Here is a 23,667-nt window from a genome sequence, read left to right as displayed (position 1 = left end):
CTCAGGCCGCCGCCCGCTGGCGCTCCAGTTCGCGCACCAGCGGGATCACTTCGCGGCCGAAGTACTCCACCTCTTCCTGGAAGTGCAGAAACGCCAGCAACAGCAGATCCACCCCGGCGTCTTTTAACGCGATGATGCGCTCGGCGATCTGCTGCGGCGTGCCGATCAGGTTGGTTTTAAAGCCGTCGTTGTACTGCACCAGATCCTCAAACGAGGATTTGGCCCAGTTGCCTTCGCCCTCGGGCGAGGCCGCCCCGGCGTTCTTCACCTCGTGGCCGAATCCTTGCACCGCCTCCGGGTTGGCGTGATCGATAATCTCCTGCAGCACTGCCTGCGCTTCCTGCTCGGTATCGCGGGCAATGACGAAGCCGTTCACCCCCACCTTGACCCGGTGCTGGTTGGCCCTGGCCTTGGTCTGCAGATCGTCCACCTGCTGGCGAATGCCCTCCACGCTGTTGCCGTTGGTGAAGTACCAGTCCGAAACCCGCGCCGCCATGTCGCGCGCCGCCCGCGAGCTGCCGCCCTGGAAGATCTCCGGCAGCGGATCCAGCGGCTTGGGCTTCAGCGAGTAGTCGCGATAGCGATAAAAATCGCCGGCGAAGGTGAAGCTGGGCTCAGTCCAGATGCCGCGCAGGCAGCGGATAAACTCTTCCGAGCGCAGGTAGCGCTCCTCATGATCCAGCCACGGCTCGCCGATGGCCTTGAACTCGCCGCGGAACCAGCCGCTGACAATGTTCACCGCGATGCGCGCGTTGGAAAGATGGCTGATGGTGGCGATCTGCTTGGCCGCCAGCGTGGGGTTCCACGGCCCCGGCAGCAGTGCGGCGATCACTTTCAGTTTCTCGGTGGAATCCAGCAGCGCCTGTGAGAACGACACCGATTCGTGCTGGTTCTCCGCGCCGTAACCGGCGGTGAAGCGGATCTGGGTAAGCGCGTAGTCGAAACCGGCGCGCTCGGCAATCTGCGCCAGCTTGCGGTTATAGCCGATGTCCCAACCGGTGCGCTGCGGGATGTTGCTGATCACCAGACCGCCGGAGACGTTCGGCACCCAGTAGGCGAACTGAATAGGCTGCTGCGAGTGGTTTGCTGCTGACATGCTTCTCTCCCTCTGCTCGTTGGCGCCGTGATGCGGCACGCATATAACCATTATCGATTTACAAATATTGAAAACCATGTTTTGGTTATAAATCCGATAGCAGAATGCGTGCCAACCGCCGCGTTAAGGCATCTGGCTGATAAACCGAGGGTTTAAAGCCGGCGGGTTAAAGCGGGTGCTGCATTGGCAACAGCGGCTGGCGGGCGGCTGTTGGTTATGCAGCAAACCGCTTACCCCGCCAATCCAACCGTTCACCCGGCGGATCTGACCGCTGAGCGAAATACGCCTGTCTTCCCCCCTTACCCCCGGCGATGATGAGCTGTTCCTAAACCCGCCTTACCTCGGGAAAGACGCTACGGCTCACCGCGCCACTCTGACATCTCTTACAAGCGGATGAGTTCATTCATATTTTGCAGACTGGAATTAAGGATACCTCATGAAACGAGAGGGGATTTTAAAGCACATTCCGTGGATGCTGCTGGGGATACTCGGCGCAGCCTGCCTCGGCGTGGTGGCGCTGCGCCGCGGCGAACACATCAGCGCGCTGTGGATCGTCGTCGCTTCGGTGGCGGTGTATCTGGTGGCCTACCGCTACTACAGCCTGTACATCGCCACCAGGGTGATGAAGCTGGACGCCGGCCGCGCCACCCCGGCGGTGGTCAACAACGACGGCCTCAACTACGTGCCGACCAACAAGAACGTGCTGTTCGGCCACCACTTCGCCGCCATCGCCGGCGCCGGGCCGCTGGTGGGGCCGGTGCTGGCCGCGCAGGTCGGCTACCTGCCCGGCACGCTGTGGCTGCTTGGCGGCGTGGTGCTGGCGGGGGCGGTGCAGGACTTTATGGTGCTGTTCATCTCCTCGCGCCGCAACGGCGCCTCGCTCGGTGAGATCATCAAAAAAGAGATGGGGCCGATACCGGGCACCATCGCGCTATTCGGCTGCTTCCTGATCATGATCATCATCCTGGCGGTGCTGGCGCTGATCGTGGTGAAAGCGCTGGCGGAAAGCCCGTGGGGCGTGTTCACCGTCTGCTCCACCGTGCCGATCGCGCTGTTTATGGGCATCTACATGCGCTATCTGCGCCCCGGCCGCGTGGGTGAAGTGTCAATCATCGGCATCGTGCTGCTGGTGGCCGCCATCTGGTTCGGCGGCGTGGTGGCGCACGACCCGTACTGGGGCCCGGCGCTGACCTTTAAAGACACCACCATCACCTTCACGCTGATCGGCTACGCCTTTGTCTCCGCCCTGCTGCCGGTGTGGCTGATCCTGGCGCCGCGCGACTACCTGGCCACCTTCCTGAAAATCGGCGTGATCGTCGGGCTGGCGATCGGCATCGTGATCCTCAACCCTGAGCTGAAAATGCCGGCGGTGACCCAGTTCGTTGACGGCACCGGCCCGGTGTGGAAAGGCACCCTGTTCCCGTTCCTGTTCATCACCATCGCCTGCGGCGCGGTCTCCGGCTTCCATGCGCTGATCGCCTCCGGCACCACGCCGAAGCTGCTGGCCAATGAGACCGACGCGCGCTTTATCGGCTACGGCGCAATGCTGATGGAGTCCTTCGTCGCCATCATGGCGCTGGTGGCGGCGTCCATCATCGAGCCGGGCCTGTACTTCGCCATGAACACCCCGCCGGCGGCGCTGGGCATCACCATGCCGGATCTGCACCGCCTGGGCACCGAAGACGCGCCGATGATCATGGCTTCGCTGAAGGACGTGACCGTGCACGCGGCGGCGGCGGTCAGCTCCTGGGGCTTCGTCATCAGCCCGGAACAGATCCTGCAGACCGCCACCGACATCGGCGAACCTTCGGTGCTGAACCGCGCCGGCGGCGCGCCAACGCTGGCGGTGGGCATCGCCCACGTGTTCCACCAGATCATTCCGGGCGCCAACATGGGCTTCTGGTATCACTTCGGCATTCTGTTCGAGGCGCTGTTCATCCTGACCGCGCTGGACGCCGGCACCCGCTCCGGCCGCTTTATGCTGCAGGATCTGCTGGGCAACTTCGTGCCGTTCCTGAAGAAAACCGACTCGCTGGTGGCCGGCATCATCGGCACCGCCGGCTGCGTCGGGCTGTGGGGCTACCTGCTGTATCAGGGCGTGGTGGATCCGCTCGGCGGCGTGAAGAGCCTGTGGCCGCTGTTCGGCATCTCCAACCAGATGCTGGCCGCCGTGGCGCTGGTGCTGGGCACCGTGGTGCTGATTAAAATGAAGCGCACCCAATACATCTGGGTGACCGTGCTGCCGGCGGTGTGGCTGCTGATCTGCACCACCTACGCGCTGGGCCTGAAGCTGTTCAGCGACAACCCACAGCTGGAAGGCTTCTTCTTCCTGGCCGGCGAGTACAAGCGCAAGATCGCCGAGGGCGGCGCCGAGCTGAGCGCCCAGCAGATCGCCAACATGAACCACATCGTGGTGAACAACTACACCAACGCCGGGCTGAGCATTCTGTTCCTGCTGGTGGTGTACAGCATCATCTTCTACGGGGTGAAAACCGCGATAGCGGCGCACAAGAACCCGAAACGCACCGACCAGGAAACGCCTTACGTGCCGGTGCCGCAGGCCGCGCCCGCCGACGGCGTAACTGAGGGGGAGGTCAAAGTTTCGACCCAGCATTGATGTGATTTAACGGATACCCTGCATAATAAGCATTAAGTAGTACCCAAAGCCGCACGGCCTGCGCATCGCAAGACGCCAGGCGTGCGGCGCGATGCAATCGAGATACCCGGGGCGACCCGGAGGTGGGGCATCCCTGCGGGAACCCCATCCCCCGGCTTCCCCTAATATCAGGCTTAAGCAAGCGCTGTAGTGATGCAGGGTAAAGTTGGAGAAGGCTTATGTTCGGAAATCTCGGCCAGGCGGGGAAATATCTCGGGCAGGCGGCGCGCATGTTGGTGGGCGTGCCTGACTACGATACCTACGTCCAGCACATGAAAGACAACCACCCGGACAAGCCGGTGATGACCTATAAAGAATTTTTCCGCGAGCGCCAGCAAGCGCGCTACGGCGGCGACGGCAAAGGCGGCATGCGCTGCTGTTAACCCGCAGTCACAAGGACCCGTATGAAACCCATTGCAGTCACCATCCTGACCGGCTTTTTGGGCGCCGGCAAAACCACCCTGCTGCGCCACATCCTGAACGCCGAACACGGCTATAAAATCGCGGTCATCGAGAACGAGTTCGGCGAAGCGCCGATCGACGACGCGCTGATCGGCGATCGTGCCAGCCGCATCACCACGTTAAGCAACGGCTGCATCTGCTGCAGCAAGTCCAACGAACTGGCAGACGCGCTGCTGGATCTGCTGGACGGCGTCGACAGCGGCCAGCTGGCGTTCGATCGGCTGATCATCGAATGCACCGGCATGGCCGATCCCGGCCCGATTACCCAGACCTTTTTCTCGCACGAGATCCTGTGCGAGCGCTTCCTGCTGGACGGCATCATCACCCTGGTGGACGCGGCGCACGCCGAGCAGCAACTGAGCCAGTTCAGCATCGCCCAGGCTCAGGTGGGCTACGCCGACCGCATCCTGTTGACCAAAACCGACGTGGCGCCGGACTGCGAGGCGCTGATCCAGCGGCTGCAGCGGATGAACGCCCGCGCGCCGCTCTACCAGGTGACGCACGGCGATATCGATCTGAGCGTGCTGTTCGACATCGAAGGCTTTACGCTGAACGACAAGCTGAACCTGACGCCGCCCGCCCCGCTGTTCCGCCGCATTCCGCAGCCGCAGAGCGACATCCGCTCGATCGTGGTGACGCTGGAGCGCCCGCTGCCGCTGATGCAAATCTCCGAGGTGATGGAAGGCCTGCTGCTGGAATACGCCGACAACCTGCTGCGCTACAAAGGCATTCTGTCTATCGAAGACGAACCGCGCCGCCTGCTGTTCCAGGGCGTACAGCGGCTGTATAACGCCGACTGGGATCGGGAATGGCTGCCGGAGGAAGAGCGCAAGAGCACCTTGGTATTTATTGGTGTGGATCTGCCTGAGGAGGAGATTCGGGAGCGGATTGGGGCGTTGGGGTAAGATAAACCATTCCCCAGGCCAACACGCCCCATATCCAGCAAACTCAAGGATGAACGATGGCAAACAACGTGATGATAGTAGGATTAAAGGCGCTTAACCTGTGCGCGAGCGCCTATATCGTCATCAAACTGAGCACGGTGTTAGCCATCGGCATCATGTTTCTTATTGTCTCTTACGCCGGCGTGGAGGACGTTGGGTTGTCCAATCTCCTCGCCGGGGCGCTCATCATCCTGCCGCTGTTGGTCGTCGTCGGTGGCACACTTATCGTCTGCGCCGTCGCCGCCTATCTCAACCTAAAGGCACCCTATCGTAAAAAAGCGCTGTTCTTTAGCCTGCTGTTGGGCAGCATCTCTGCGGTTGGCCTGCTGCTGCCCTACACACGCGAGTTCGCGCTATCCACGGCACTTGCCAGCGCCCTGGCATTGGGCAGCGCGCTGGGGATTTTTGCTTTGTCGAAGAGGCGGGTTCAAGCGTTGTAGCGCCTGGAAAAGACGGGTAGCGATTATTCCTTTCCCCAATACGGCCCCGCCGCCACCGACTCGCGCTCGATCAGGCTGGCCGGGAAACTGGGGCGCTTACTCAGCTCGCCGCCGTCCAGCATCGACAGCAGGCGATTGATGGTCTCCTGGATCATCTCGGTGACCGGCATCTTCATGCTCGACAGCGACGGCACGGTATAGGGCGCCAGCGGGATGTCGTCGAAGCCGATGACCGATACCGCCTCCGGCACCGCCACGCCGCGCTCCGCCAGCCGCTTCATCGCGCCGATGGCCATTTCGTCGTTGCCGGCGACGATGGCGCTGAACGGTTGCCCGCCGGCCAGCAGCGCATCGACCGCCGCCACGCCGCTTTGCGCGTTCCATTTTCCTTCGACGATCAACGCCTCGTTAACCGCAATGCCCTGCTGCGCCAGCGCGGACTTGTAGCCGGAAAGCCGCTCCAGCCCGGTGGGGGAATCGAGCGAGCCGGTGATAAAGGCGATGTCGCGATGCCCGCGCGCGATCAGGTGCGCCACCGCCGCCGCGCCGGCGGCGTGCTGATCGCTGAAGATGCAGTAGCTGTCGTTCAGCCGCAGCCGCCGGTTGATCACCAGAATCGGCTGACGGTGTTGGGAGACGATCTCGTCCATTTCCGCGATCGACAGAAAACGCGGGTAGATGATCACCCCGTCGCAGCGCAGATCCAGCAAAAACTGAATGGCGGCCCGCTCCTCTTCGGCAGTGTGCTTGCCGTCCGCCAGGATCAGTTGGCGGCCGTTCGCCTCCATGATGCGCGCCGACTGCGCCATCAGTTCGCTGAAATAGTTGCCGCTGTAGAGGGTGTTGGTGACCACCAGGCCGAGGGTTTGGGTGGTGTTGGTCGCCAGGCTGCGCGCCAGCAGGTTGGGCCGATAGCCGGTTTCCGCGATGGCTTTTTCCACCAACGCGCGTTTCTCCTCGCTGACATAGCCGCTGCCGGACAAAACGCGCGACACCGTCGCCTTTGAAACGCCGGCCTTTTTCGCCACCTCGAGTATCGTTGCCATCTGTGCGCCGCCAAAATCCATGGGTTCAGCGCAGTCTACCCAAGACGCCCGGCGTTTGGAACGTTTTCACGCCCCTGCACATCGGTGCGCACTTATCCCTGACGATCCAGATCACGAAAACGCAACGCCAAAAACCATAGTTATTGCCAACCACAAAACACCAATACATGATTTTGTGAAACCGGTTTCTTATGGGCGTTTCATACGGATGGAACGACGGATCGCCCAGGCAGTAAATATTCGCCTTTAGGCTATCCGAATTGCTATCTGAGAGACGACACGCCATGCCGAAGAACTACGCAGAGATCTCGCACGCCATCGTGGCCGCCCTGGGCGGCGCGGGCAATATCGAGGCCGTGACCCACTGCATGACCCGCCTGAGATTCGTGGTGAAAGACAAAACGCGGATCGACACACCGGCGCTGAAGGCCATCGACGGCGTGCTGGGCGTGGTGCACAGCGGTGAACAGTGCCAGGTGATCATCGGCAACGAGGTGGCCAAGGCCTATCAGGCGGTGCTGGCGCTCGGCATGCCGGGCGCAGCATCCCCCGCCGCCCCGGTGAAACGCCAGCTTACCCTGAAGGGCATCGGCGCCGGCATTCTCGACGCGCTGGTGGGCACCATGTCGCCACTGATCCCCGCCATCATCGGCGGCTCGATGGTGAAGCTGCTGGCGATGATCCTGGATATGGCCGGGGTATTCGAGAAAGGCTCCTCGACCCTCGTCATCCTCAACGTGATCGGCGACGGCGCGTTCTTCTTCCTGCCGGTGATGGTCGCCGCCTCGGCGGCGCTGAAGTTCAAAACCAACATGTCATTGGCGATCGCTATCGCCGGGGTGCTGGTGCATCCCAACTTTATCGATCTGATGGCCAAGGCGGCGCAGGGCCAGGCGGTGGAATTCGCCTTCATCCCGGTGACGGCGGTGAAATACACCTACACGGTGATCCCGGCGCTGGTGATGACCTGGATCCTGTCGCACATCGAACGCGGAGTGGATCGCATCACCCCGGCGGTGACCAAGAACTTCCTCAAGCCGATGCTGATCGTGCTGATCGCCGCGCCGATCGCCATTCTGCTTATCGGGCCGCTCGGCATCTGGATCGGCAGCGGCATCTCTGCGCTGGTCTACACCGTGCACGGCTACCTGGGCTGGCTCTCCGTGGCCATTATGGGGGCGATTTGGCCGCTGCTGGTGATCACCGGCATGCACCGGGTATTCACCCCGACCATCATCCAGACCATCGCCGAGACCGGCAAAGAGGGCATGGTGATGCCTTCGGAGATCGGCGCCAACCTGTCGCTGGGCGGCGCTTCGCTGGCGGTGGCGCTGAAAACCAAGAACCGCGAACTGCGCCAGACCGCGCTGGCCGCCGCGGCCTCCGCCATCGTGGCGGGGATTTCCGAACCGGCGCTGTACGGCGTGGCAGTGCGCCTGAAGCGGCCGCTGATCGCCAGCCTGATCAGCGGCTTTGTCTGCGGCGCGGTCGCCGGCATCGGCGGGCTGGCCAGCCATTCGATGGCCTCGCCCGGGCTGTTCACCAGCGTGCAGTTCTTCGATCCGGCCAACCCGATGAGCATCGTGTGGGTGGTGGCGGTGATGGCGCTCTCGGTGGTGCTGTCGTTCGCGCTCACGCTGATGCTGGGCTTCGAGGATCTGCCGGAAAACGCCGCCGCGCCCGGCCAAACCGCACCGGCGGCGAACGCCGCCGGCGCAACGCATTGAGACACCAGAGGATTGCATGTCCGATTCAACATTCCCTAAAGGATTTTTATGGGGCGGCGCTTTGGCCGCCAACCAGGCGGAAGGCGGCTATCACGAGGGCGGCAAAGGGCTGACCACCGTCGATATGATCCCGCACGGCCCGCACCGCATGGCGGTCAAACTCGGGCTGGAGAAGCGCTTTAGCCTGCGCGACGACGAGTTTTATCCCAGCCACGACGCCATCGATTTCTACCACCGCTACCGCGACGACATCGCGCTGATGGCGGAGATGGGCTTTACCGTGTTCCGCACCTCCATCGCCTGGAGCCGCATCTACCCCAACGGTGACGAGCTGACGCCCAACCCCGAGGGCATCGCCTTCTACCGCAGCCTGTTCGAAGAGTGCCGCCAATACGGCATCGAGCCGCTGGTGACCCTGTGCCATTTCGACGTGCCGATGCACCTGGTGACCGAATACGGCTCCTGGCGCAACCGCAAGATGGTGGAGTTCTTCACCCGCTACGCCCGCACCTGCTTCGAGGCCTTCGACGGGCTGGTGAAATACTGGCTGACCTTCAACGAGATCAACATCCTGCTGCACAGCCCGTTCTCCGGCGCCGGGCTGGTGTTTGAAGCGGACGAAAACCCCGAACAGGTGAAATACCAGGCCGCGCACCACGAACTGGTGGCCAGCGCGCTGGCGACGCGCATCGCCCACGAAGTGAACCCCGCCAACCAGGTGGGCTGCATGCTGGCCGGCGGCAACTTCTACCCGTGGTCCAGCAAGCCGGAAGACGTGTGGGCCGCGCTGGAGAAAGACCGCGAGAACCTGTTCTTTATCGACGTGCAGGCGCGCGGCGCTTACCCCTCCTACGCCGCCCGCGTATTCCGTGAGAAAGACGTCAGCATCGTCATGGAACCGGAAGACGCCGACATCCTGAAGCACACCGTCGACTTCGTCTCCTTCAGCTACTACGCCTCGCGCTGCGCCTCCGCCGACATGAACGACAACAACAGCAGCGCCGCCAACGTGGTGAAATCGCTGGCGAACCCGCACCTGCCGCGCAGCGACTGGGGCTGGGGCATCGATCCGCTGGGGCTGCGCATCACCATGAACATGATGTACGACCGCTACCAAAAACCGCTGTTCCTGGTGGAAAACGGCCTGGGCGCACACGACGAGTTCAATGCAGCAAGCGAGATTGAGGACGACTACCGCATCAGCTACCTGCGCGAACACATCCGCGCCATGGCCGACGCCATCGCCGACGGCGTGCCGGTGCTGGGTTACACCACCTGGGGCTGCATCGACCTGGTGGCCGCCTCGACCGGCGAAATGAGCAAGCGCTACGGCTTTGTCTACGTCGACCGCGACGACCAGGGCAACGGCACCCTCACCCGCACCCGCAAGAAATCGTTCTGGTGGTATAAGAAAGTGATTGCCAGCAATGGGGGGGATTTGGGGTAGGTTTGGGCAGGGGGTTAGCGTGGGGTGCGGAGGGCTTCCAACCTAAGTTGATTGCCTTCCTGCTGTACAGCGAATTCGGCGACGAATTCACGCGTAGAGGGAAACTCACCCGCCTGCTGTTTCTTGATGGAGACCAGCTTCGCGGAGAAATGGTATTGCTGCCCCGGCGTAAATACGTAGCCCTCATCAGGGACGCACTGATTGGGGGCGATATCCCACAGCGGCTTGAAGAATTTGAATGTGCGGTTCTGCGCCTCATCCAATCGGTAAATCGAGATACCCGCGAGCTTTTCGTCTCCCTGCGGCTGAACGGTGATGCATACTTTGCCCTCACGCAAGCCGGCGGTAGCGGGATAGTCTACGGGGATACGATCGCCTATCGACGGACAGCCGGCGAGCAGGAAGGGGAATGCGAGGGGGAAGATCCGTTTCATTTTGTCTCTGCGTTATCTGCTGCCCTGTGTGATATTTTCAATTTCGTAAACACCATTGAGCTTTGTCACTTTGAAGTGAGCAATAAAGGCCCTGCCGGAAACATCCTGCAGGTTTCTGCGCTTCTCAATCGGCACAAAATTTAGCCTCATGCTGTAGGTATGATTTTCCTGAAACGGGTAATCGTTCTGCGTAACGCAAATGCCCTTTTTAAGATCCTGATTCCCCACCTCAATCAATTTCTCATCAGCATCACCACTGAGATAGAGCGTATCTGGCCTTTCGTTTTCCTTTGGTGAAGGATAGATACAGATGTCGCCATTCTTTTTAGCATGGGCGGCGATAGGGATATCCGGCGCATAGCGCTGATCGAGACGATCGACGGTGCAGGCGCTCAGTAATGCTGCACCGAAATTGATAAGCAAGAAATTAGCTTTCATCATATTCTATTATTTATAAATCTTAATGAAAAATATTATCCATGAATGGATGACTGATAATTCAATACAAAGATGATATGCCGAATTGCGAGGTACATCCCAATCATAAAAGCAAATAAACTGTAATTCCATACAGCTTATTTTTTCCTTTTACTGATAACGCTATAGTTTTTCCGCTGCGGCAAAATCCGCAGCCGGAGTTAGCGTTCCGAATCTGACATACTACCGCTGTATTATGTAATAATGCAGCAGCTTTAGTTCACTCCAAATAATGGTGGCTCAGGCGGGGGCTTCGCAAGAAGCGCCGGTTCGTATGTCCCGGTGACGCTAACCCCGTCTGGGCTACCACCCGAGTTTAGCGTCTCTGGTGATAGTCATTAACTAATGACATACAGAGATGCACCCATGACAAAGGTTCCCACTACAGAATCCGTTGCAAACACTCTCACCCTCTATCGCCAACTGTTTAACCACCTCGATCTCAGCGTATTTAATCCCTCAGAGCTCTTAGACCTAGCCGCACTCTCTGCCGAACAGGCGGAAGGTCTGTGCCACGGCCTGATGCTGTTCGGCCATTTACTGCAAAAGCACCTACAACTGGACACTGAAGACTGGGAACAGCTGAATCGCTATCTCAACGCCACAGCACATCTGGTTCCTGCTTTGTGTAACCTGTATGGTCGGGCGTTGCGGGAGATGGAAACCTGCGGCTAACGTAAATGGCAATCAGGGCGATGCCTGCACTCGTCGCCCTTCCCACCCACGATTTCCAATAGATCTGGCTGACATATCACAACAAAAACATTCATCAGGGTGGGCATTTCCTCCCCTACCTGGCATAGTTAACGCATTCGGTAAATCGATGAGTTAACTGCTGGGTATTGATGTATGGCTGCTGCAAAACTTTGGACTAGAGAAGAATTACTGATCGCTTTCACTCTGTATAGCCAAATACCGTTTGGCAAACTTCATTCGAGAAATCCCGAAATAATCCACTATGCAAAATTGATTGGACGCACGCCATCAGCACTAGCCATGAAGCTGGTTAACCTCGCTAGTTTGGATCCATACATTATCGAATCTGGTCGAAGCGGTTTGAAAGGCGCTTCCAATGCCGATCGCGAGCTGTGGGAAGAAATGAATCAAGATGCGGATTTATTCAATCAGCAATGCCAAACGGCAGTAGAACACCTGGAAAAACCAGCCGCACCTGAGTTTGATGAGGAGCCAAAAGATTTCAGTGGCAGAGATAAGCTCTCTACAGTCAAAACACGTGTAGACCAAAACCTGTTCCGCAAGAATGTATTGGAAGCGTACGAATATCGCTGCTGTATCACCGGATTAGAAGAACCGGCATTGCTCGTAGCTAGCCATATACTACCTTGGAGCCACTCGACCGAACAACGCCTTAACCCGAGTAACGGATTGTGCCTGTCCAGCCTACATGATAAGGCTTTTGACCGTGGGTTAATCACTTTCGATGACAAACTGAGGCTGGTCTTATCAAATAAAATCAAACAGTTGAAAAGTAGCATCGTTGTGGAAAATTTCGAGAAATATGAAGGAAAAATAATTCGAACACCTATAAGTCACTCTCCAGATAAAAAACATATTTTTTATCATAGAGAAAAAATATTTATTAAAAGTTAAATCAAATAATTACCAATGAAAATATAAAATTGCCAAACTAACCCTGTCAAATAGATAACCCCGCCGTTTCCATAACCGGATCCAAAAATCAACTATTAATATCACATTACTTGTTTTTTTAATTGACCTCACCTCTGCCAATCCTGATGGCATTATATAAATAAGCACTAACAAAAACTTCTACAAACCTGCCTCCAACCATTAATAGCCTACCTGATTTCGATAATATCTATGAACCAGTTCTCATTCAAGCATTCATCGAAAAACAGAACATTAAAATGCTCGAGAAATCCATTTTAAGTGAATTTAATCGGCCGAATTAAACGCAGTTCCATCCCATACTCTAAGACTCATTTATCCAGAGCGAGAGCGGTAATTTTCGAGTTCTGAACGTTTATTATCATCGCCCCGGATAACTACGAAGCAGCACAATGCTATCCAGAATTTGTAACATTAACGCACCTGAAATCCCAAAAGCAGTGGTGATCGGCAGGAACTCCTTCAGGAAATTATCGAGACATATTAGGCTCCTAATCCGGCGGCCGCTGGCGAGTACACCCATGACAAATTTCATCAACGAGTCAACGTTCGGAGCTTCCGAGTGCAGAAGCGGCAGCCACTCATTTACCAGCCCTTTAAGACGTCGCCTGTGTTTTAACACCAAGCCATTAGCGGTATATCTGTTTGTGACTGAAGTGAAAACACTCGATGCGGCAATTACCAGATGCACCGATAATCAAAACGTCGGCGTTCAAGTACCAGTTCAGTGATGCATGCTGATAGCAAATACCGTAGCAGAACACTGAGTCTCATAGTGACGAGTTGACAGCAACAAACCAGCCAGACTACAGACACGACATTACGGCAGCCCCTTTACCTCACACATGACTTCTACGACTTCCCACTTCTTATCTGTTGTTATCTGTTGCCAAAACTTTCGCCCCAGAGCCACCTGAAGTACCTCCTTATCCAGCATGGCTTCGGCAAGCAGCTTCTTGAGCCTGGTGTTCTCTTCCTCAAGCGACTTCAGGCTCTTAACCTCGGGAACCTTTATACCGTCATACTTCTTGCGCCAGGTGTAAAGCGTGACATCGGAAATGGCGTGCTTATGTTAAAGCTCACGGGTAGAGGCTCCTGCTTCCGCTGCGCGGGGCTACTGATGAGCTGTTCATCGGAAAAACGCTTCCTCACGGGGATGCCCCCATGTGGTTTATGAAGGCATTACTAAGCAGGTCAGAACAAGCCATTCAGGGCTCAATATAGTAAACATCCGCGCTCCCTATAATTTCGTGCTTAATGGTCGTTCTCATCTATCCATACAACCGCTATGATGAGAAGAATTGTTCCGATATCGTTTTGAGAGCTGCTGCGTAGTTAGTCACAAGGCCAATTGGCCCCAAAGATTATTACGCAAATAACTTATTGAATTATAAGAGTGATAGAGGGAAGAGATGGCATTACTAGAATACATCAGCAATGAAAACTTATTCAGCGAAGTTGAAAATTTGTTAACAAAAGCAAAAAAGAAAAAAGAAACCGCTGAGAAAACTTTTAATAATAATGTGATAGACCCGTTTGGGGCTCTTTTTGAAGCTCCGGGATTCTCATCCCATGAAGAGTGGCGAAATTCCGAACTTGCACGGCAACAGCAGAAGACAATTCAGAACCATGTGGGTACCTTTCACCAAAAAATCCTCGGCCATGTGGATGGATGGCGGGACATGGGGATTGGTGGAATCGTTGACCTTCTCCATGAAGAGAGAAAAATCATCGCTGAAGTGAAGAATAAATATTCAACAGTTACTGGTGGTGACTTAGCTGATAAGTACAAAGGGCTAGATGAGCTGGTATCACCAAAACATAGCCGGTTTAAGGATTATTGCGCTTACTTTGTAAATATAATTCCTCGTAAACCGGTCAGATCCGACATGCCTTTCACTCCATCCAATAAAGGCAGTGGTACATTGTGCCCTTCAAATCCTAATATCCGAATTATTGATGGGGCAAGTTTCTATGGGCTAGTTACTGGTAGACCTGATGCGCTTAAAGAACTGTATACAGCTCTCCCGTACGCAATAGAGTATGTTTTGAATGAGCGTCTTGAGCAGGAAGGCTTCTCCATCCCTGATAAAGAGAGCTTTATTCAGTATTTTAGCCTCGCTTATGGTTAATAACCATGATCAATGTTTGACAAATCCTATGTAAACCCATACAGTAGTAACCATGACTAATGTTGACGTGGTTACTAAGTATGTTAAAGGAAGAGTTTTCACTTTCGGAAGTTGCAGACATCCTAGGTGTGTCAAAAGAAACTTTAAGACGTTGGGACACTTCAGGAAAATTAGTTTCTCATCGAAACGATGAGAATAACTATCGTTTTTATAGAATAGATCAACTCAAACATTTTGAACAGGCTCAATTTCTATTTAAAAGCCAATGGTCTGATGAGACTAAATTTTGCAATAACACTTATACTGTATTGGAATTATTTGCTGGTGCAGGAGGTATGGCTTTAGGTTTGGAAAAGTCAGGTTTAAAGTCTGTTTTGCTAAATGAAATAGATTCTCATGCATGTAAAACACTAAGAAGAAACAGACCTGAATGGAACGTTATTGAAGGTGATGTCAGCAAAGTAGACTTCACTCCTTATAGAAACACTGTCGATGTACTGGCAGGTGGTTTCCCGTGCCAGGCATTCTCGTATGCGGGAAAAAAACTTGGTTTCGAAGACACCCGAGGAACTCTCTTCTTCGAATTCGCTAGAGCAGTTAAGGAAACAAACCCAAAAATTCTTTTAGCCGAGAACGTGCGAGGATTACTAAATCATGATGAAGGTCGAACTTTAGAAACAATAAAAAACATTATTGCCGATTTGGGCTACACGTTATTTGAACCTAGAGTACTTAAGGCTATTTTTTATAAAGTACCGCAAAAACGTGAGCGTTTGATTATAATCGCTGTTAGGAATGATCTTGCTGATGGCATCGATTATGAATGGCCATCATCTTACAATAAAGTATTAACTCTTAAAGATGCCCTAAAAAAGGGAGAGCTGTACGATAGCGACGTGCCAGAATCAGAGGGGCAGAAATATCCTAAAAGAAAATCAGAGATCTTAAGCATGGTTCCGCCAGGTGGTTACTGGAGAGACCTTCCTGAAGACATCCAAAAAGAATACATGCTCAAAAGTTTTTACTTAGGTGGCGGTAAAACAGGTATGGCACGACGCTTGTCCTGGGATGAACCAAGCCTAACGTTAACCTGTGCCCCTGCACAGAAACAAACAGAACGTTGCCATCCGGAAGAAACAAGGCCATTAACAGTGCGTGAATATGCAAGAATACAGACATTCCCCGATGATTGGGTATTTGAGGGGCCAATTTCTGCAAAATATAAGCAGATAGGAAACGCTGTCCCTGTCAATCTCTCATTTGCTGTTGGAAAATCTGTTGTGAATCTTTTAGAAAAAATAAACAAAAGATGATCATATAGGGTAGGTTTGACTTCCTACCCTTCCATTCTTACAACATGTGAGTAAATTATATTTACTCCTAAATAATCTTTCCAATAAACCATTAGCATCTCTCCTCAGTAGTATAAGTATTCCTAGGCTCTCCAGCCCATGCGAGCCCGATTTTAAAGTATCCAGTCTAATATAAAAACACCCGATTTATTTTCGCGCAATTTTTGAAGTTTCACTTTTTCGGTCATTAGCCGGTACTCCTCCAGTATCGGGTTCTTCAAGAACTCATGAGGTAGCTCGCTATTGTATTCGACCCATCAACATTCTATAATTTCCCAAACTTCATTCAGGGTTCCAAACAGTTAAAATCTAGAATTTCTGTCCGGTACGTTCTGTTAAAGCGTTCTATAAAGTCATTCTACGTTGGCTTTCCGGTTTGATAAATTCTAGTATGACGCCATACCATTCAGCCTACTGCGCCAGCGTGAACGTGACCAGTTCCGGGTCGTTGTCTATTCGTAGTTTCAGCGAAAAATCCTGGTTTGCCACAATTCTGTCCCGCACTCTGACCACCCACGCTGCCGAAATATTCAGTTCGATTTCTATTACGAGAACCTCGCAGTTGAAAGTCGTCCATCATATTGAAGGTTCGGAAACGCCTAACGCGGATCAGCGAATCAGCGAATCAGCGAATCAGCGAATCAGCGAATCAGCGAATCAGCGAATCAGCGAATCAGCGAATCAGCGAATCAGCGAATCATACATAAAATCGATGAACCAGCTCTAGTTCAGAGATTACGTTGTGATCAGCAGAGCCAAATTTCGCACCGGCAAACGTTGCTTTCCCTTCCGGCGAAAATTCAGTTTCAGCAGGCAATAACTACAGTGAACACGTTTATAGTGCCAAGTATGCCCTACCAGTACAGTAACCGGAGTAGCGTCTTAAAACCATAGCACTCAGCCAACTCAGCCAACACTTGGAGCACCGGTTCATCGCGCCAAAAATAGACCGTCCTGGTCAGCGATGACGCCTTGCAGGATTGGCGGATGCTCATGGTAAATCGTACAGTCAGATAACCGACGAGCTTACACATTATCGTTAGTTTTAAAACTTTTCCGATAACGTCTTTAAGTGCCCGGCATTCAAGGCTGAGTTCAGTAAACATCTGTTTAAGGTGACGGTAGGTATTTCATTCTTTATATCGGAGGCTTCTATACCGCTAAACTTCTCTTTCCAGTTGTAATTGCTGGCTTTATAGTAGCATTCTTAACGATACATGCGGCCTCGATGGACTTCAAAACGGCAATATCCTGATGCTCAGTGAGTCGGGATTGATGCAAGATAATCTCCTCAGTTCTCAGAGAAAATAATAGCATGTCGGAGGATACAAAAAGTGAATAGCTCACTTTGTCGTGATGCCTTACATACATAAAGACTTAGAGAACAATAGTATAACTAAAAGCCAATTCACTCATAAAAAATACGGCTCATTTAAAAGCCCTTCCATTTAACTTTCGACAACTTGACATTACCATTATAACAATTTCAATCAGAATATTAATAAACCATCAATTCAGAGTGTAAATTCTGATTTTTAAAATAAAATATGCTTAGTGATATAATATTTAGGTGGATAAAATTAAGTTATACTTTATAAATAATAAATAGTATAATATTCGCGTATGCTTTTCATAAAAAATTAGTTATGTGAATGGAGCTCCTATGTTAGATAAAGAAAAAAGAGAAGAAATTCTTGAAAAATCAAAGCATTGGTTTATTGAAAAAATAGCAAAAAGTCACATTAGAAACACTATAAAGTTAACAGACCCAAAAGAATTTAATATAAACCCATTTTTGAATATTTATTTATCAAACTTCCTAACTGGAAATTCATCTCCAGAAAGCATAGCTAAAGCACTTATTTATCCCCGTGTATTAGGAACATCAATTACAACATCATTTGGGCAGCATATTCAAAGTTTCACCAGTGAAGTTCTAGATGGCTTTGGTAGTACAACTAGCGGCATTGATATTGAGTTTATAGACCAAGTAGATGGGTTGAAAAAATACTGTCAGATAAAGTCAGGTCCTAACACAATAAATAAGGATGATGTTGAGACAATTGCAGGGCATTTTAGAGGTGTAATAAACCTTGGAAGAACAAATAATCTGAAACTAGGATTTGAAAATATGATTGTTGGTGTGATATACGGTGAAGAATCAGAGCTTAGTGCTCATTATAAAAGAATAACCAACCAATATCACTTCCCCGTAATTGTAGGTAAGGATTTTTGGCACCGATTAACTGGTGATGAGAATTTTTATAAAGACTTGGCAGAAGCAATCGATGATGCAGTAAAAGATTCTGACTATAGCACAGAACTTGATACTGTAATAAAGGCCCTAGCTAAATCAGAAAAGATAATGAATATAAAATAAAATACAACTGTCTCTTAATTAATAAGAGACAGTTTTTATAATCTAACCACACTAACAACCCGAAACATATGAACTGTATTTACATAATCTTTATGCTACTTATCTAAATAATCTAACTCCATTAAACCTCATGAAAAACAACCATGAATTTTATATCAAGAATTAAAAACACAATTATCTAAGCCACTTTAGGTCTGTCATCACCAGAGAGCTAGCTGTCAAAAAAAGAAGCTATTTCCAATTTCATCGATAGTAACGTCAAAGACTAAGCACACACACATATTCAGAAAAAATAATAAATTTATTATCGACTGTCCGCCTAGAATCTAAGCCGTGGACTGCTATAAGTATATATCAACAAAGCCATAACTCCTTGAAGACCAATTCGCATCATTCCTACCAGCCCGATTAAAACGAGTCTGGCTTCAATACTATATATTCACCTTTTTCCATCTCCAAAAAAAAATCCAGCTCCACATGAGATAAGAAACACCTTAACAATTACTATATTACTTTGCCGATGATAAAAAACCGCCTATGCAAAAAACATCTCACTTTCTCAAAAACCAGTAGTTTTCGAACAGATTAGTGGATGTATATATAATCAATGCCACTATATTTCCAGATGGCTATCTTTGAAATAAATCCATCACTTATTATTTAATCATTATCAAAAATAGAAAAATTCTTAATCTACAATCTTGCGTTGCACTAGATATAAATTACCTTCCAAAGATAGCCCGAGGGAAAAAACCTAGGCAATAAAAAGATGCTGAGCTTCAGGATCCTGGCTCGCATAATCTCTTTCATAGAGTGACCTACGAAAGTACAACTCCCCATTCGGGCTCATCGCCGTGTACTGATTCTGTAGCCCAAACGGCAGGTAGCTGTCGCAGTGAACCAACACGCTCTGATAGAAAATGGTGCTGCCAAACACCGAGCGTGCCAGATTGATTTCGCCCGGCGTTAACGCCCGCATGACCCCTTCCTGTTGTGGCCCCATCCCGGAACGCCTGGCTCCGAAAGAGTTCAATGAAACGCGACTAAACCATTTAAAGTCAATAAGATATATCAAATTAAAGCATCGGGAAGCTCCGGTTTTTACGGGAGTGGGGAATGCGTCAATACGGAGTAAAAATAGTCAGGTAGTAGCTGCGGGCAGATTCCAGGCACAAAAAAACCACCTTTCGGTGGCTTCTTGTTCGCGCGGTACTTAATGGTGCCGAAGGCCGGACTCGAACCGGCACGTATCTCTACGGTTGATTTTGAATCAACTGCGTCTACCGATTTCGCCACTTCGGCACTGAAGTAGTATGCGGAAAACGGGTGAATTATACCTTCCCGCGACCAGCACGCAACACTTATCCGTTGTTCAATGAGTTAAGTGTCGAAAAAAACGCCGCCACGCGCGTTTGCCCGCCCCGTCTTCTCGCTGCGCGCCCTCCATAACCACGTTGATGATGAGCATGCTACATCCACATGCTGTTGCAACGAGCATCCAGGATCAGGCGCTACACTCACGTAATACCGTCCGATTCCAGGCTCCAGCATAGTTGCACAGAGCAATGATGGCTCCTGTGCCGGACGTCATTCACTCCCACTAGCCAGAACCGCTCATAGCGCTAGCGAGATTCGTTCAGGAGCCCGGCACGTCGTTGGTCGCAACCCGCCCCCCATCACTACTGCCTCACCCAGCGCCTGGCAGAAACAATATAATCCCCAGCCGCAATGGCAATGCTGCAAATAATTGCATACCCATGTGTCAGCCAATAAAGAATGAGGTTGCGCAACATTTCGAGAACACTATTTTTTCATTGTTGAATATCAGGCGGGAAATAAAAAATCGAAACGGGGCTATAAAAAGACAGAGGTTATTCACGTTGGATGGGCTTTATCTGAAATCACCAGAAAATAGCGTACATACATAACAAAATGGCTAGTTAATGCTTAAAAACCAGCTGAGATCGCTTGCCTCTGCGGAGTTAATAGCTTTAAGATGGTGTAACAAAATTTTCCCTGGTGTTGGCCAATATTGGCAACCTGGCCCTACGCGGTCAGGTTTTTTTTTGTATTTTTTATCAAAACATTACCGGGAAAGTGTATCGCCTCAAGGGGTGAGAAACTAGTTAGACTAAAGTACAGTCCCTTACTAGACCTTTATAAGTTCAGTGTGGTGATTATTTCAAATTGCAGAGTTCGGGATCGATATGCTATTGCGGCCTTCACGTTAATCGCCACGGTGCCAAATCAATACCGGTTAACGCCCGCCATTTCCTGAATCGAAAAGCTCTATTCGTTAGCCGATACTTTTTACCTCTAGACGTCTCCCGACTTATTTAGCTTTGCGCTGCCGCCGGCTCAGTATTCCACGGGGCGCTAGCAGCCTATCCATCCACAGGCTTAATCAGCCGCAGCTCCATCCCCAGGCGCACGGCATGTCGGGCATTCGTGACCCCCAGCTTTTTGACGACGTTGGACATATGAAACTTGATGGTGCCGGTCTTTATGCCGAGGATCATCGCCGTTTCCTGGTAGGTTTTACCCACGCTGGCCCAATAGAGGATCTCGTTTTCCCTGTCGGTAAAGCGGGCGTTTCTCTCCAGCGCTGCGGCGTTTTTTGCTGACAGTGGGGACAGCGCCAGGTACGACTCATGGATTGAGGCCAGCAATACCGAAATATCACCTTTACGATCGGTGAGCGCCTGAATGGCTTCCGTTTTCTGTTCCGCATTGAAGGCAAAGGAAAGCGTAACGAGATTGTCGCTGTAATCGTGCAGCACGAAGGTATAGCCGTGCGTCACGCCAAACTCGCGGGCCTGTTCGAACAGCTCAGGAAAGTGCAGCCCTGCGTCCGCCATGATTTGCTCGTCCCAGGCGAACGGGGTCAGGCGGTTGCGGGCGGTAAGCACCACCGGATCAATGTACTGCAATCCCTGCTCTTGATACTTTTTTACCCATTCACTCGGGTAGTTGGTGACGCCAAAGATGCAGGCAATGTCTTTTTTGGATAACACCACATACGCCCACAGGAGATCGCCCAACTCCCCTAGTGCCGCTTCCAGGCGCTTGCCGATAATGTTGCTGAGATTATATTCGTCTTCGTCTTCCATTGGCTGCCTGCTCCCTCTCCTGCATTGCTGCTGAAGTGACTATAGCACGACAAAAACCGCAGGCGGGGGCATGCCACACCAACAAAAAAGGCGCGGCCCCGCGGCCACGCCTTTCTTCACTGCCGAGCGCCCCGCTACTTGCGTTTGAGCAGCATATACACGCTGATCAGCAGGAACAGCATGCTCGGCAGCAGCGCGCCCAGCACCGGCGGCATGCTGTACACCAGGCTCAGCGGGCCGAAGATCTGATCCAGCACGTAGAACAGGAAGCCGAAGCTGATGCCGGTCACCACGCGGATGCCCATCGGCACGCTGCGCAGCGGGCCGAAGATGAACGACAGCGCCATCAGCATCATCACCGCCACCGACAGCGGCGAGAAGATTTTGCTCCACATGTTGAGCTGGTAACGGCTGGCTTCCTGGCCGCTCTGCTTCAGGTACTTCACGTAGTTGTGCAGCCCGCTGATGGAGAGCGAATCCGGATCCAGCGCCACCACGCCCAGCTTGTCCGGGGTCAGGTTGGTTTTCCATTCGCCGGTCAGCGTCTGGGTGCCGGTCACCTGTTTCGGGTTGGTCAGATCCGAGGTGTCCACCTGCGAAAGCTGCCACAGGCCGTTCTCGAAGCTGGCGGTAGCCGCATAGCGCACCGTTTCCAGGCGACGCTGATCGTTGAAGTGGTAGATGTTCACGCCGGAGAGTTCTTTATCGCCGGAGACGCGCTCGATGTAGATGAAATCGTTGCCGTCCTTCGCCCACAGCCCGCTCTTGGTGGAGAGCAGCGAGCCGCCGTACATCTGCTGGGCGCGGTAGTTGCGCGCCATTTGCTCGCCCTGCGGCGCCACCCACTCGCCGATCGCCATGGTCAGCAGCACCAGCGGAATGGCGGTTTTCATCACCGAGCCGGCAATCTGCAGGCGGGTGAAGCCGGAAGCCTGCATCACCACCAGTTCGCTGCGCGTCGCCAGTTGGCCCAGGCCGAGCAGCGCACCGAGCAGCGCCGCCATCGGGAAGAAGATCTCGATGTCTTTCGGCACGCTCAGCAGGGTGTACATGCCGGCGCTCAGCGCGGTGTATTCGCCCTGGCCGACCTTGCGCAGCTGATCGACGAACTTGATGATGCCGGACAGCGACACCAGCATGAACAGCGTCATGATGATGGTGTTGAAAATCGTTTTACCGATATACCGGTCTAATACGCCAAACATCAGGCCGCTCCTCTCAGGCGTGCGCGCAGCTTGCGCATCGGCACGGTATCCCACAGGTTCAGCGCCAGCGCGATCGCGAAGTAAACGCCGTTAACCAGCCACAGCCACAGCATCGGATCCAGTTTGCCCTTGCCGGCGTTGGAGCGCAGCGAGGTCTGCAGCAGGAAGAAGATCAGATACAGCAGGATGGCCGGCAGCATGCTCAGCACGCGGCCCTGGCGCGGGTTCACCACGCTGAGCGGCACCACCAGCAGCGCCATCAGCGCCACCGACACCACCAGCGTCAGGCGCCAGTGGAACTCGGCGCGCGCATCCGGATCGTCGGATTCCCACAGCGTCTGCATCGACATCTGTTCGGATTCAGTGTTGTCCGCCGCCACGGTGCGGTGGCCAATCACCGCCTTGTAGTCGGTGAAGTCGGTAATGCGGAAGTCGCGCAGCAGCGCGGTGCCTTCAAAACGCGTGCCCTTGTCGAGCGTCACCACCTGCGAGCCGTCTTTCTGCTGCACGATGTTGCCGTGCTCGGCCACCACCACCGACGGGCGTTGGTTGCCGTTCGGCCGCAGTTGCGCCAGGAACACGTCGTTGAAGGTGCTGCCCTTCACGTTGCCGATAAACAGCACCGCGTTGCCGTCTTGCGAGGGTTTGAACTGCCCTTCCGCCAGCCCGGCGATGCTCGGGTTGGCCTTGGCTTCGTTCACCACCACGTCCTGATAGCGCGAGGCCCAGGGGCCGGCCCAAAACACGTTCACCGCCGCGACCGCAGAGGTGAACAGCGCCAGGATCATGGCGGCGATAATCAGGGTGCGTTTGCCCAGCCCGCAGGCGTGCATGACGGTGATTTCGCTCTCGGTATACAACCGCCCAAGCGTCATCAGCAAGCCGAGAAACAGGCTCAAAGGCAGGATGAGCTGCGCCATCTTCGGCACGCCCAGAGCGAGCAGAGAGAGTACTAAGTTTGTCGGGATATTGCCGTCCACCGCGTCGCCCAACACCCTGACCAGGTTCTGACAAAAGAAGATCAGAAGCAGGATGAACAGGATGGCGATTTGGCTCTTGAGCGTTTCCCGTACCAGATATCTTATGATGATCACGCTTATTACGCCTGT

At 53.0% G+C, this 23,667-nt stretch carries 19 protein-coding genes, 1 tRNA gene and 2 pseudogenes; 11 read left to right on the top strand and 11 right to left on the bottom strand.

What is annotated here, in order from left to right:
* Window position 1: 1 nt before the first annotated feature.
* The gene (sfnG, locus tag WFM45_RS19225) at window positions 2–1,096 is read right to left on the bottom strand and encodes a dimethylsulfone monooxygenase SfnG (protein WP_336956903.1); all 1,095 of its coding nucleotides are present in this window, start codon (window positions 1,094–1,096) and stop codon (window positions 2–4) included.
* 436 nt (window positions 1,097–1,532) lie between these two features.
* Here sfnG and WFM45_RS19220 point away from each other — a divergent pair, with 436 nt between their 5' ends.
* The 4 genes from WFM45_RS19220 (at window position 1,533) to WFM45_RS19205 (ending at window position 5,598) form a co-directional block, all read left to right on the top strand.
* Window positions 1,533–3,713, top strand: coding sequence for a carbon starvation CstA family protein (locus WFM45_RS19220; protein ID WP_213929233.1), 2,181 nt, complete (start codon window positions 1,533–1,535; stop codon window positions 3,711–3,713).
* A gap of 218 nt (window positions 3,714–3,931) precedes the next feature.
* Window positions 3,932–4,135, top strand: a complete 204-nt coding sequence (locus WFM45_RS19215; protein ID WP_004953088.1) for a YbdD/YjiX family protein — start codon at window positions 3,932–3,934, stop codon at window positions 4,133–4,135.
* Between the two features lie 21 nt (window positions 4,136–4,156).
* Complete coding sequence (gene yjiA / locus WFM45_RS19210) at window positions 4,157–5,119, top strand: GTPase (protein WP_336956900.1); 963 nt, start codon at window positions 4,157–4,159, stop codon at window positions 5,117–5,119.
* Between the two features lie 56 nt (window positions 5,120–5,175).
* Entirely contained in the window at window positions 5,176–5,598 is a 423-nt protein-coding gene (locus tag WFM45_RS19205) for a hypothetical protein (protein WP_049300776.1), read from the top strand.
* Window positions 5,599–5,621: 23 nt separating this feature from the next.
* On the opposite strand, the gene WFM45_RS19200 is transcribed toward WFM45_RS19205, so the two are convergent.
* A complete protein-coding gene (locus tag WFM45_RS19200) occupies window positions 5,622–6,644 on the bottom strand; it encodes a LacI family DNA-binding transcriptional regulator (protein ID WP_336956897.1) in 1,023 nt (340 codons plus the stop codon).
* A gap of 284 nt (window positions 6,645–6,928) precedes the next feature.
* On the opposite strand from WFM45_RS19200, the gene ascF reads away from it, so the two are divergent.
* Both ascF and WFM45_RS19190 read left to right on the top strand, forming a co-directional pair.
* Window positions 6,929–8,371 (top strand): PTS cellobiose/arbutin/salicin transporter subunit IIBC, encoded by a 1,443-nt coding sequence (gene ascF, locus WFM45_RS19195; RefSeq protein WP_274864369.1) that lies wholly within the window; start codon window positions 6,929–6,931, stop codon window positions 8,369–8,371.
* A 16-nt stretch (window positions 8,372–8,387) separates the two neighbouring features.
* Window positions 8,388–9,818: a 6-phospho-beta-glucosidase gene (locus WFM45_RS19190; protein WP_336956893.1), complete on the top strand. Its 1,431-nt coding sequence runs from the start codon at window positions 8,388–8,390 to the stop codon at window positions 9,816–9,818.
* 14 nt (window positions 9,819–9,832) lie between these two features.
* Here the strand turns inward: WFM45_RS19190 and WFM45_RS19185 are convergent, their stop codons facing one another.
* Complete coding sequence (locus WFM45_RS19185) at window positions 9,833–10,252, bottom strand: putative T6SS immunity periplasmic lipoprotein (protein WP_336956891.1); 420 nt, start codon at window positions 10,250–10,252, stop codon at window positions 9,833–9,835.
* 12 nt (window positions 10,253–10,264) lie between these two features.
* Window positions 10,265–10,690, bottom strand: coding sequence for a putative T6SS immunity periplasmic lipoprotein (locus WFM45_RS19180; protein WP_336957113.1), 426 nt, complete (start codon window positions 10,688–10,690; stop codon window positions 10,265–10,267).
* A 405-nt stretch (window positions 10,691–11,095) separates the two neighbouring features.
* Between WFM45_RS19180 and WFM45_RS19175 the strand changes: the two genes are divergently transcribed.
* Together WFM45_RS19175 and WFM45_RS19170 are read left to right on the top strand one after the other, a co-directional pair.
* A complete protein-coding gene (locus tag WFM45_RS19175) occupies window positions 11,096–11,404 on the top strand; it encodes a hypothetical protein (RefSeq protein ID WP_048325922.1) in 309 nt (102 codons plus the stop codon).
* Between the two features lie 174 nt (window positions 11,405–11,578).
* A complete protein-coding gene (locus tag WFM45_RS19170; RefSeq protein WP_049278776.1) occupies window positions 11,579–12,340 on the top strand; it encodes an HNH endonuclease in 762 nt (253 codons plus the stop codon).
* Between the two features lie 212 nt (window positions 12,341–12,552).
* Here the strand turns inward: WFM45_RS19170 and WFM45_RS19165 are convergent.
* A pseudogene (locus WFM45_RS19165) lies at window positions 12,553–13,531 on the bottom strand (transposase); the annotation flags it as partial.
* Between the two features lie 260 nt (window positions 13,532–13,791).
* Here WFM45_RS19165 and WFM45_RS19160 point away from each other — a divergent pair.
* Together WFM45_RS19160 and dcm are read left to right on the top strand one after the other, a co-directional pair.
* Complete coding sequence (locus tag WFM45_RS19160; protein ID WP_306403384.1) at window positions 13,792–14,511, top strand: Eco47II family restriction endonuclease; 720 nt, start codon at window positions 13,792–13,794, stop codon at window positions 14,509–14,511.
* An 80-nt stretch (window positions 14,512–14,591) separates the two neighbouring features.
* Window positions 14,592–15,824 carry a DNA (cytosine-5-)-methyltransferase gene (gene dcm / locus WFM45_RS19155; protein ID WP_075205149.1) on the top strand — a complete coding sequence of 411 codons (1,233 nt, stop codon included), beginning with the start codon at window positions 14,592–14,594 and terminating at the stop codon, window positions 15,822–15,824.
* Window positions 15,825–15,976: 152 nt separating this feature from the next.
* Here dcm and WFM45_RS19150 read toward each other — a convergent pair.
* Window positions 15,977–17,144 (bottom strand): annotated as a pseudogene (locus tag WFM45_RS19150) (integrase core domain-containing protein).
* Between the two features lie 382 nt (window positions 17,145–17,526).
* Between WFM45_RS19150 and WFM45_RS19145 the strand changes: the two are divergent.
* Complete coding sequence (locus WFM45_RS19145; protein WP_075205157.1) at window positions 17,527–18,243, top strand: PmeII family type II restriction endonuclease; 717 nt, start codon at window positions 17,527–17,529, stop codon at window positions 18,241–18,243.
* Window positions 18,244–18,997: 754 nt separating this feature from the next.
* Here the strand turns inward: WFM45_RS19145 and WFM45_RS19140 are convergent.
* The 5 genes from WFM45_RS19140 to lptF all read right to left on the bottom strand — a co-directional run bounded on the left by WFM45_RS19140 (window position 18,998) and on the right by lptF (window position 23,652).
* Window positions 18,998–19,246: a hypothetical protein gene (locus WFM45_RS19140; RefSeq protein WP_306403381.1), complete on the bottom strand. Its 249-nt coding sequence runs from the start codon at window positions 19,244–19,246 to the stop codon at window positions 18,998–19,000.
* Between the two features lie 214 nt (window positions 19,247–19,460).
* Window positions 19,461–19,545: transfer RNA gene (locus tag WFM45_RS19135), tRNA-Leu, on the bottom strand.
* Window positions 19,546–20,627: 1,082 nt separating this feature from the next.
* Window positions 20,628–21,353 (bottom strand): LuxR family transcriptional regulator, encoded by a 726-nt coding sequence (locus WFM45_RS19130; protein WP_336956882.1) that lies wholly within the window; start codon window positions 21,351–21,353, stop codon window positions 20,628–20,630.
* A 134-nt stretch (window positions 21,354–21,487) separates the two neighbouring features.
* Entirely contained in the window at window positions 21,488–22,558 is a 1,071-nt protein-coding gene (lptG, locus tag WFM45_RS19125; protein ID WP_004933350.1) for an LPS export ABC transporter permease LptG, read from the bottom strand.
* Window positions 22,558–23,652, bottom strand: coding sequence for an LPS export ABC transporter permease LptF (lptF, locus tag WFM45_RS19120; RefSeq protein WP_004933351.1), 1,095 nt, complete (start codon window positions 23,650–23,652; stop codon window positions 22,558–22,560). The genes lptG and lptF overlap by 1 nt, the downstream gene beginning before the upstream one ends.
* Window positions 23,653–23,667 lie beyond the last annotated feature (15 nt).

This window comes from Serratia sp. KG1D, assembly GCF_037150675.1.
Lineage (GTDB): Bacteria > Pseudomonadota > Gammaproteobacteria > Enterobacterales > Enterobacteriaceae > Serratia > Serratia nematodiphila.
This window is presented reverse-complemented; position numbering and strand designations above follow the sequence as displayed.

Coding starts and splice junctions, on each gene's coding strand:
- sfnG (WP_336956903.1), bottom strand. CDS start 1,096: ATGTCAGCAGCAAACCACTCGCAGCAGCCTATTCAGTTCGCCTACTGG.
- WFM45_RS19220 (WP_213929233.1), top strand. CDS start 1,533: ATGAAACGAGAGGGGATTTTAAAGCACATTCCGTGGATGCTGCTGGGG.
- WFM45_RS19215 (WP_004953088.1), top strand. CDS start 3,932: ATGTTCGGAAATCTCGGCCAGGCGGGGAAATATCTCGGGCAGGCGGCG.
- yjiA (WP_336956900.1), top strand. CDS start 4,157: ATGAAACCCATTGCAGTCACCATCCTGACCGGCTTTTTGGGCGCCGGC.
- WFM45_RS19205 (WP_049300776.1), top strand. CDS start 5,176: ATGGCAAACAACGTGATGATAGTAGGATTAAAGGCGCTTAACCTGTGC.
- WFM45_RS19200 (WP_336956897.1), bottom strand. CDS start 6,644: ATGGCAACGATACTCGAGGTGGCGAAAAAGGCCGGCGTTTCAAAGGCG.
- ascF (WP_274864369.1), top strand. CDS start 6,929: ATGCCGAAGAACTACGCAGAGATCTCGCACGCCATCGTGGCCGCCCTG.
- WFM45_RS19190 (WP_336956893.1), top strand. CDS start 8,388: ATGTCCGATTCAACATTCCCTAAAGGATTTTTATGGGGCGGCGCTTTG.
- WFM45_RS19185 (WP_336956891.1), bottom strand. CDS start 10,252: ATGAAACGGATCTTCCCCCTCGCATTCCCCTTCCTGCTCGCCGGCTGT.
- WFM45_RS19180 (WP_336957113.1), bottom strand. CDS start 10,690: ATGAAAGCTAATTTCTTGCTTATCAATTTCGGTGCAGCATTACTGAGC.
- WFM45_RS19175 (WP_048325922.1), top strand. CDS start 11,096: ATGACAAAGGTTCCCACTACAGAATCCGTTGCAAACACTCTCACCCTC.
- WFM45_RS19170 (WP_049278776.1), top strand. CDS start 11,579: ATGGCTGCTGCAAAACTTTGGACTAGAGAAGAATTACTGATCGCTTTC.
- WFM45_RS19160 (WP_306403384.1), top strand. CDS start 13,792: ATGGCATTACTAGAATACATCAGCAATGAAAACTTATTCAGCGAAGTT.
- dcm (WP_075205149.1), top strand. CDS start 14,592: ATGTTAAAGGAAGAGTTTTCACTTTCGGAAGTTGCAGACATCCTAGGT.
- WFM45_RS19145 (WP_075205157.1), top strand. CDS start 17,527: ATGTTAGATAAAGAAAAAAGAGAAGAAATTCTTGAAAAATCAAAGCAT.
- WFM45_RS19140 (WP_306403381.1), bottom strand. CDS start 19,246: ATGGGGCCACAACAGGAAGGGGTCATGCGGGCGTTAACGCCGGGCGAA.
- WFM45_RS19130 (WP_336956882.1), bottom strand. CDS start 21,353: ATGGAAGACGAAGACGAATATAATCTCAGCAACATTATCGGCAAGCGC.
- lptG (WP_004933350.1), bottom strand. CDS start 22,558: ATGTTTGGCGTATTAGACCGGTATATCGGTAAAACGATTTTCAACACC.